The following is a 10,031-nucleotide window of genomic DNA, read 5'->3' as shown; positions in this document are numbered from 1 at the left end:
GGGAGGCGCCGCGCCTGCGGTGACGGCCGCGATCGGCACGGCCGGCCACGCAGCGCCGTCGGCGAACCCGGCTCTCCCGACCGTCCCCCGCATCAGCGTCGGTGGGAATCCGACCCCGACCGTCCTCGGCGGTCCCGGAGCTTCGATCCCGACAACCCGGACAGGAACGTCGGAGACGTCCGCGACCGTCGGCGACAGCTTCCCGGATGCCGCGACATCCGCTGCTGCGGCGACCTCGACTCCCGTCGCCACGGCGTCTCCCTCGCCGACAGCCACGCCGACAGCGACGCCGGGTGACGCGGCCCTCCCTCCCGTGGGCACCACGCCTGCCCCTGCGCCCGTGACCTCCGTGGCGGCTCCGGTCGCGGTCCCCACCGCCCGGCCCGCGCTGCTCCCGCAGATCGCCGCGCCCGTGGTGTCGCTCGCCCAGGCTCCGGACGGCGACCACAGCCTCACCCTGACGGTGTCCCCCGAGAACCTCGGTCCCGTGACCGTGCGGGCGCACATCTCCGGCGGTGCCATCCACATCGAGCTGCACGCGCCGAACGACCTCGGCAGAGAGGCGCTCCGTGCGATCCTCATCGACCTGCGCCGCGACCTGGCCGCTGCGGCACCGCACGCCTCGCTCCTGCTGTCGAGCGCGGACGACGGCGCGGCGTCGTCGAACCCGCAGCATTCCGCCCCGGGCAACGGCACCGGTTCCGGGAGCAACGGCGGTTCCGGGAACGGCGCCACCGGGACTCACGGCGGCCAGCCGGGAACCGGCACGGGTCGCGACGCGAATGCCCTGCCCACCACGTCCGACGGCGCTCTGCCGACTGATCCGTCGTCACCCGCAGACCCCGCATCTCCCCCGTCCCTCATCGCGCCGCACGGCGGCATCGACGTCTTCGCCTGATCCGAGAGGAACCCATGACCACGGTCGACCCCATCTCCGGCACCATCCCGCCCTCCGGCGTGCAGACGGGCAGCACCACGCCCCCGACGGAGCGCAAGAAGACTCTCGACTCCGAGGTGTTCCTGAAGCTGCTGGTCACACAGCTCACGAACCAGGATCCGAGTTCGCCCATGAACACCAACGAGATGATCTCGCAGACCACGCAGCTGGCCTCGATGGAGCAGTTGACCGCGCTCACGGCGACCTCGACCGAGAGCTTCGCGCTCAGCATGCGCCAGACCGCAGCCGCTCTGATCGGCCATGAAGCGCAGTACGTCGATGAGAAGGGTGTCACACAGAAGGGCATCGTCACCTCGGTGTCCTACGCCGGCGCCGTGCCCCTCGTCACCATCGGCGACGCCTCCATCCCTCTCGACGCCGTCTCCGGCGTCGCCCTCGCTCCCCGTTCGCAGTCCTGACCAGTCCCTTCCAGAAAGGCATCACCATGCTCCGCTCTCTGTTCGCCGGAATCTCGGGTCTGCGTTCGCACCAGACCATGCTCGACGTCACCGGCAACAACATCGCCAACGTCAACACGACCGGGTTCAAGGCCTCGGCCGTGCAGTTCCAGGACTCGCTCTCGCAGCTCGTGCGCAACTCGATGATGCCGCAGCAGGCCGCCGGCGGTCAGAACCCCGCCCAGGTCGGTCTCGGCGTGCAGGTCGCCGGCATCAGCACGAACTTCGCCTCCGGGGCTCCGCAGCCCACCGGGGTGCCGACCAACCTCATGATCGCCGGCGACGGGTTCTTCGTCGTGCGCTCGGGTGGCGAGACCCTGTACACCCGCAACGGCGGTTTCTCGTTCGACGCGAGCGGCAAGCTGGTCTCGGCGGACGGCGCTCTCGTGCAGGGTTGGACGGCCCAGAACGGAGTGATCGTGCCCGGTCAGGGCATCGGCGACATCCGCCTTCCGGTCGGAGCGCTCAGCCCTGCCACCGCCACCACCACCGCCCGCGTCACCGGCAACCTGCCCTCCGGTGCCGCCGTCGGCGAGCAGCTGGTGCGCGACATCAAGACCTACGACGCCGAGGGCACGGCCACGTCGCTCCGTCTCACCTTCACCCGCACCGCCACGGGCTGGAACGTCACCGAGCCCGGCGGCACCAACACCGCCCTCACGTTCACCGACGGCAAGCAGCCGGCGGCCTCCTCCATCGTCTCCGGCGGTGTCACGGTCGACCTCTCGGCGGTCACCGGGTTCGCCGACGTCAGCGATGTCGCGATCAAGGAGCAGAACGGCAAGCCGGCCGGCACGCTGAGCTCGTACGCGCTGATGAACGACGGCAGCCTCGTCGGCACGTTCAGCAACGGCGACACCGAGGTGCTCGCCCGCGTCGCACTGGCAGGATTCGTCAACCCGGGCGGACTCGAGAAGGCCGGATCCTCCCAGTACCGCCCGAGCGGGAACTCCGGAGAGCCGACGCTCGGTCAGGCCGGCACCGACGGGCTCGGCGGCATCATCAGCGGCGCGCTCGAGATGTCGAACGTCGACCTGTCGCAGGAGTTCACCAACCTGATCGTCGCGCAGCGCGGCTTCCAGGCGAACGCCCGCATCATCACCACCAGCGACGAGGTGCTGCAGGAGCTCACGAACCTCAAGCGCTGACGCCGTCCTCGCGAACATCACGTCTGCGTCGTCGCTCTCACCCGCTGCGGGTGAGAGCGATGACGCAGCCCCTGGACCGCAGGTGTGCGCTTACATAGAATCCTCAGGACATGACCACGTGGGCTCCGGCGTCGCACCACATCTGATCCGCTCATGCGGCATCGGCAGCCTGTACTCCTTCGTTGCCCTCGCGGCTTCCCCACGAAACGAGCACGATGTCCAGGACGACTCGACCCGCCGAGAACCAGCTGCGCCGCTTCCTCTTGGCCCTCATCGCCATCATCGGGCTCGTCGGTGCCGGACTGGTCGTCCCGCTTGCCGCTCAGGCCGCAGAATCCTCGCTCCGCATCGACAAGCTCGTCGACGGACTCGATACGCAGGACTCCCTGCAGCCCGGCGATGAGTTCACCTACACGGTCGATCTGGTCTGCGACGACGTGGACTGCCTCAACGTGGTCCTCACGGACACCCTTCCGGCCGAGTTCGCCGGCTTCGAGTTCGTCGGCTCTTCGTACACCCCCTCCACTCTGCCGCTGAACGTCACGACGAGCGGATGCGTCGAAGAAGGCGGTGTACCCGTCGAGGTCACCGACGACTGCTCGGTCAGGGTCGTCTTCGAGCAGCCCGTGGATGGCGGGGTCGGCCTCGAGGCCGGCGGAACCCTCAAGCTCAGCGTGGTGCTGCGCGCACCGCTCGACCTGCCAGCCGACTGGGCGTACAACGGCGACACCGTGACGAACACGGCGACGGCGGACTGGGACAACGGTCCAGGAGACGTCCCCGCGACCATCTCGGACACGGCGGATGCGGTCGTCACGATCGACACCGTGATCGGCGTCGAGGCCAGCAAGAACTGGTCGCCCGCCTCGCAGCAGTTCGATGCCGGTGCGACCTCCCAGATCACGATCGGCGCACAGAACCAGTCGAACATCGGCGGCGACGCACTCGTGATCCAGGAGCCGACGGGCGCCGTCGACGGAGCGGCGACCCTCAGCGCCGACAATCCCTTCCGCATCGTCGACTTCCAAGGGTTCGTCGCCACGGCCCTTCCCCCGGACGCGACCACGGTGCAGGTCGACGCGTACGTCTACGACGAGGGAACGGGGACGTGGAGCTGGCAGGCCGGCACACCGGGCACCACTCCCGGGCTGCCGGCCGGCGTCGACCCCCGTGATGTCGGCGGCATCCGCCTGACCTATGCCGGTGGCACGATCGCCTCGGATGCCGCAGCCTCCACGGGCTTCACCGTGGAGCAGCGCGCGACGGATCGCAACGACGAGAGCTCGCTCGCCACGGGCGCCTCCGTCACGAACAGCGTCACGTCCACCGTGAACGCACCCGGCGGTGCGACGGCGAGCGACGAGGCAACGGCGCCCTACGAGATCGGTGCGCTGACCGTCGACGTGGTCGCGGGCAAGACGATCACTCCGGCGGAGCTCCCCGCCGGCGGAGACGCGATGGCGGAGCTCACGGCGACGAACACGTCGAACGGCCCTGTGCAGAGCCTCAGCATCTCCGATCTCGGCTTCTTCGACGCCGAGATGCTCTTCGGCGGCTTCCCCTCCGGCATCCCGTACCCGGACGGAGCCACCGCCGGCACGATCACCTGGTACATCGACGGGGTCGCGCAGCCCCCCGTCCCGTTCGCGGACGGGGACGCGCCGACCCCGCCCACGGGCACCGTCACCGGTTTCGTCATCGACTTCACCGGCCAGATCCCTGCCGGCACGGTCGCGACGATCGACGTGGGAATCGAGCCCTCGCTCGCGCTCGTCAGCACCGAGGCACCGACGCACCAGCGGACGAACAGCATCGACGTGACCGCGACCAACGACGTGGGTACCGCTGACGAGGCAGCGGCCGATGACATCACGGTCTACTTCCCGCAGATCGGGGTCGCGCTCGACAAGCAGATCACGCCGGGCGGCGCCGTCGAACCGGGCAACAGTGTGGTCGCCAGCCTGACCGCGACCACCGAGACGGGCGTCGCGCAGGTGGATCCGACCCAGATCGTCGTCGAGGACTCCTGGCGCGACGACCAGGCGGACGACTTCTGGAACGCGTTCGACATCGTGGCGATCGCGCCCACCCAGGTCCCGCCGAACACCACCGCGACGGTCGAGTACCAGCGGCCGGACGGATCGTGGGCGACGCTCGCCACAGTCAGCACGGGCGAGACCGCGCAGACGTTCCAGATGAGCCGTGCAGAGTTCGCGGCCGCGCTCACGCCACCCGATCTCCCCTCCGACGTCACCGGGATACAATTCACCTTCGACAACCCGGACGGATTCTCCCAGGGGTTCAGCGTCGTGCCGAACGTCGTCTTCGATGCGCGGGCCGACCTGCGCGACGGATCCGGCCCCACCGACCCGCGGGATGCCCCCGAGGACGAGCAGTCCGCGCAGGAGCCCACCGTCTATGAGAACGAGGCGAGCGCGCAGAGCCACGGCGAGGTCGACGGCCTGCCTGAGGGGATCGACAGCGATGTCGTGACCGACCAGGACACGATCGGTGTGCAGACTCCCGCTACCGGCGAGGGCGTGGGCGTCGACGCGAACAAGCGGTGGGTCCAGACGAGCGACAAGACCACCGATGCCGACTTCCTCGATGCGCAGTCCGGCGCGATCGTCTCCACGCGCAACGAGTGGCGGACCGGGACCCGCGGGATCGACACCCTCGTCCTCACCGATCCCGCCACGGCTCCGGACATGGATCCCCCGGGCGCAGCGAGCACCGTGTTCCAGGCTTTCGACCTGCTGAGCATCGACCCGGTCACTCTCGCCGACGATCCCCTGCTCGCCTGGGACGACATCACCGAGGTCTGGCTCTTCGTCGATGGCGTGTGGACCCCCATCGCCGCGCCGGGAGGAACCTGGATGGGAGCCGACGGATTCGTCGGCTACACGCTCACGCCCGCGCAGACCGCCGGGACGACGGGAGTCCGCCTGGTCTACGAGCCCGATGACGCCGCACGCACCGCGAGCACGGATCCCACGCGACCCGAACCAGGCTCCGGACTCGCGACCTCCGCTGTGGGAGAATATCGGCCGACCTTCCTCACCTGGGAGCTGCGCAACGTCGTGCGCGACGACACAGCGACAGGCGACCGCTGGGTGAGCGCCGACGAGACCTTCAACGACCCCGACCCCGGCATCGTGTGGAACAGCCTCCGCGGTGACTGGACCTCGGCAGCGGGCAACGGCAGCGACTCGGAGCAGGACAACATCACCCTGATCGACCAGCCGCCCCTCGTCTCGGTGGAGAAGACCGTCACGCCGTCGAGCGTGACGATCCCGGAGTCCGCCGACGTCGACCCCGCGAACTATCCGGACGTGACGTTCGACATCGATGCCAGAAACGACAGCACCGCACGCGCGTCGTACGTGCGCGTGACCGATCCGATCCCCTGCGCGGCCGGAGCGGCGGACCAGTGCGTGAGTGCTCCCGGCGCCTGGGCGGATGATCCGTTCGACGACGCGGTCTACGACGCGGACACCAACCCCTACGAGCGCCTCACCGTGCAATCGCTCACCTTCGCCTATCCGGTCGAACAGGTGGACCCCGCCGCGTCGACCGTCACGCTCTGGGACCGTGCGACCGATGGCACGCTCAGCACCCGCACGCTCTCCGTGACCGACGCGGAAACGCTCACCGCCGGCGATCTCGCCACCGTGGTCGGGGTCAGCGTCGTGTTCCACGGCATCGACCCCACGATCGAGGGCGGCAGCATCCGCGCCGGGGAGGACCTGAGCGTCGGGATCGTCGCCAAGGTGCGGCAGTACGAGCGTTCGGATGCCGATCAGCTCGTGGAGCCAGGCACCGTCGCCAACGACGTGATCGCCCAGTCCTATGACCCGGTCCTCACTCCTTCCGGCAATGCGTCGACGCCGAGCGACACCGCGAACGACACCGTGGTGCTCGTCAGCGCCCTGCTCGACGCGACGCTCGCGAAGACCATCGATCCGGAATCGATTCTCGAGACCCAGCTGCAAGACCCCGTCACCGTGACGCTCGACGCGACGGACGGCTCTTCCACAGCGGCGACCCAGCAGGTCACCATCACGGATGCGGACGCCGCCTTCTGGAACGCGGTGCAGCTGGCTCCCGACCCTGCGCTGAGCGTGGTGCTGCCGGCCGGTGCCGACCAGGTGCGGATCGACGCGCTCGTGGGATCGACCTGGGTCGAAGGTGCGTTCGCGGCGACTGCGGCGCTCCCCACGGCGGCGGACCCGGCCGCGATCGTCGGCCTTCGGGCGGTGTTCCGCAATGCCGCCGGAGAGGTCTTCTCCCGCAATGCGCCGCCCGACGACTGGACCGCGCAGCTCGCGTTCGACATCGTCGCGCTCACGACGCAGCGAGACGGCACTGACCTGTCGTTGCCGACGACGCTCCCGAACACGGCGACGGTCGTGAGCGAGCGACTCGATGGACTGTATGCGGATGCCGATGCCGACGCCGTTGCCGACCTGACGATCGATCCCGGCACGCACGAGCTCGATGTCGTGAAGTCGCAGCCCGGAACCAGCCACGTCGTGTCCATCGGCGCCAGCCTCCCGTGGACGCTGCAGTTCACCAACACCGGCACCGGTTTCCTCACGATCGACCAGCTCGTCGACACGCTCCCCGAGTACCTCGACTGGGACTTCTCCCCGCCGACCTATCAGACCTCGGCGGGGGGCACGCTGTCGACGGACGTGTCGGCTCTGATCGACGACACCGGCAAGAACGTGACCTTCACCTGGCCGGAGGGCGGGAATCGGATGTCACCCGGTGAGGTCTTCACGATCACCGTGAACCTCGTGCTGGCCCCGGGACTCGCCCTCGACGAGTTCACGACCAATACGTTCGTCGTCACGACCGATGAGGCGCTCACCGCCTGCACGAATGCGTCCGGCAACGGGGAGGGTACGGTGTCCGGCCTCGAGGACGACCAGTGCGGAACGACCAACTATGTCCAGCCGTCACCTGGAGGATCCCTCGCGGCGTACAAGTACGTCAAGGGCGAAGTCGACGGCGACCTGGTCGACGGCGAGGTCAACCTGAACAACCCCGACGCGGCCTGCCCGCTCGACCCCGACGGCTACACCCGCACACCGTGCGCCGCCTACACCGCTGTCGGCGCCACGGACGACTGGCGGCTCTCCGTCGTGAACGGCGGCACGGTCGGATTCGAGACCGTATCGATCGTCGATCCCCTGCCGCGGATCGGCGACCGGCTGCTGGCGACCGGCGCTGCGCGCAACACCACATTCGACCCGGTGCTCGTCCCCGAGTCGCTGGCCGCGAACATCCTCCCTGTCGGAGCGACCCTGACCCTGGACGTGACGACCTCGGCTTCGCCCTGCGTGGGCACGGGATCGAGCTCGGCATGGTTCGGCGATCTGCTCTGCGACACCACCGCGACCTGGGTGCCCGTCCGCTCCTACGCCGGCGCGTGGGAGGAGGTGACCGGAATCCGGGTCACGATCGACTTCACCGCCACGGCGGCCGGGTCGTTCGGCCCTGGCCAGGTGCTGTCGCTGCACTATGAGACGCAGAACGTCCCGGAATCGCCGGAGTATCCGGACCTCGCTCCGATCACCGTCCCCGATGCCGGGGGCTTCGCGTGGAATCAGATGGGCGCGGTGGGCACGGATGCAGGAGGGCGCGAGTACTCCGTGGCCCCCGTGCAGGCCGGGGTCACCCTGCTCGATGGCGACCTCGGGGTGCAGAAGGTGCTGGCCGGCGACACGGGGCGAGCTCCGGACAGCTTCGATTTCCTCGTCGAGTGCACGGTCGCCGGCGTTCCCCTCGTGCTCCCCGCGGGAGGCACCCTCACCGTGTCGAGCGCGGACGACCTTCGCACGCGCCTCGACGGGCTCCCGCTGGGGTCGGTGTGCCGAGTCTCCGAGATCGGCGCGGTCGGTGCCTTCGGAGAGGGGTCGAGGCTCAACGACGGCCAGACCGTCACGATCTCCGCCCCGGCCACCGGAGGCGAGCCGCCGACGTCTCAGAACGCGGCGATCACGAACGTGTACCTGGTTCCACCCCCGGATCCGGCTCCGGACGGCGGCGGCGGCGGCCTCCCGTCCACCGGAGTCGACGGGCCCGCCGTGTCCCTGTTCGCAGGGATCGGGATCCTGCTCATCCTCGCCGGGGGACTCCTGGTCCGCCGTCGACGTCACGCGGTCGCCCTCACCTGACCGTCTCGTCGTCGGGAGGTTCGGTCCGGCTGTTCTGCCGCGGGATCCACACCTTGCGGATGACGATCAGCATCGATGCCGTCAACGGTATGGCGACGAGCGCCCCGAGCAGGCCCAGGAGGGTCGCCCCCACCATCGCACCGATGATCACGAGCACACCGGGCACGGCCGCCGCCTTGCCCATGATCCGCGGCGTGACGATGTAGGCCTCCACCTGGATGTACACGAGGTACGCGACCACGAAGACCACCGCGGCCGTCGGGCTGACGAACAGCGTCGCGACGCCGCCGATGATCAGGAACACGAGAGAGCCGATCATCGGCACCAGAGTGACGAAGAAGGCGATGATCGCCATCACCGCCGGAACCGACGAACCGACCGCGAGTTGGATCACGAAAACGACCAGGGCGTTTATCGCCGACAGGGTGACGCCGCCCGCGACCACGCCGCCGACTGATCGCGTGATCTCCTCCAGCACCTCGGTGAACCGAGCCCGCCGATACAGCGGAACGAGTTGCGCCGCCGCTGCCTTGATGCTCTGCAGCGAGGAGACGAAGTACAGGGTGAGCACGACCACCATGACGAAGCTCGACACGGCTCCGATCACACCGAATCCTGCTTTCAGGACTCCTCCCGAGATCGCCAGGAAGGACGACAGCGTCGTGAGGGAACGAATGCCCTCTGCGATGACGACCGAGAGATCGATCCCGAGGCTCTCCTCGAGGGACAGATACCACCCGCTCTGCTGCACCGCCGCGATGGTCTCCGGGGCCGCCTCGATCGCCGCCGAGATCTGGCGGACCGTCGCCGGTACCAGCAGCAGCAGGATCACCGCGACGACGAGGAGGAAGATCACGGCCACGATCGTCACCCCCGCGGGACGACTCATCCCCCGGCGTTCGAAGGCTCGAACCGACGGGTCGAGACCGAGCGCGAGGAACATCCCGAGGAAGATCGAGATGAGCACGGTCGAGACGCCGGCGACGGTGGCTGCCAGAGCGATCGCGAGAAGGACGCCGACCGCGACGGCGAATCCCGACACCAGCGGCTTCGCGGGCAGCACGAGCTGCAGCCGCGACGACTTCGGTCGGCCCTCTCGTTCCGGATCGGGCGCATCCATGCTCTCGTCCACACGCTGCACGCTACGCGCGCGCAACCGCGCACGCGCGCACCCCTCACCCGTTCCTGATGATCGCCCCGCCCTCTCGCGACGAACCCGTCAGCAGAGCACGGCGTCTTCCGCGATCCTTCACCCCGGCAGGATGAACGAACGCTTCCGTATCCCGCCGGAGAGCACGAGGATCGG

Annotated in this window: 5 protein-coding genes; 4 read left to right on the top strand and 1 reads right to left on the bottom strand. The window is 69.0% G+C overall.

The window, feature by feature from the left end; translation table 11 throughout:
• From B2869_RS06520 to B2869_RS06505, 4 genes are all read left to right on the top strand, one after another.
• Positions 1-898 (top strand): flagellar hook-length control protein FliK (locus B2869_RS06520; protein ID WP_292764063.1); only part of this gene is annotated, 898 nt, incomplete at its 5' end.
• Positions 899-912: 14 nt separating this feature from the next.
• Positions 913-1,356, top strand: a complete 444-nt coding sequence (locus B2869_RS06515; RefSeq protein ID WP_021198940.1) for a flagellar hook assembly protein FlgD — start codon at positions 913-915, stop codon at positions 1,354-1,356.
• Positions 1,357-1,382: 26 nt separating this feature from the next.
• Positions 1,383-2,543: a flagellar hook protein FlgE gene (locus B2869_RS06510; RefSeq protein ID WP_029258627.1), complete on the top strand. Its 1,161-nt coding sequence runs from the start codon at positions 1,383-1,385 to the stop codon at positions 2,541-2,543.
• A gap of 215 nt (positions 2,544-2,758) precedes the next feature.
• Complete coding sequence (locus B2869_RS06505; RefSeq protein ID WP_292764058.1) at positions 2,759-8,725, top strand: LPXTG cell wall anchor domain-containing protein; 5,967 nt, start codon at positions 2,759-2,761, stop codon at positions 8,723-8,725.
• Here the strand turns inward: B2869_RS06505 and B2869_RS06500 are convergent.
• The gene (locus B2869_RS06500; RefSeq protein WP_292764055.1) at positions 8,718-9,857 is read right to left on the bottom strand and encodes an AI-2E family transporter; all 1,140 of its coding nucleotides are present in this window, start codon (positions 9,855-9,857) and stop codon (positions 8,718-8,720) included. The genes B2869_RS06505 and B2869_RS06500 overlap by 8 nt on opposite strands.
• Between the last annotated feature and the right edge of the window lie 174 nt (positions 9,858-10,031).

The organism is Microbacterium sp. UBA3486, from assembly GCF_002377845.1.
Lineage (GTDB): Bacteria > Actinomycetota > Actinomycetes > Actinomycetales > Microbacteriaceae > Microbacterium > Microbacterium maritypicum_A.
This window is presented reverse-complemented; position numbering and strand designations above follow the sequence as displayed.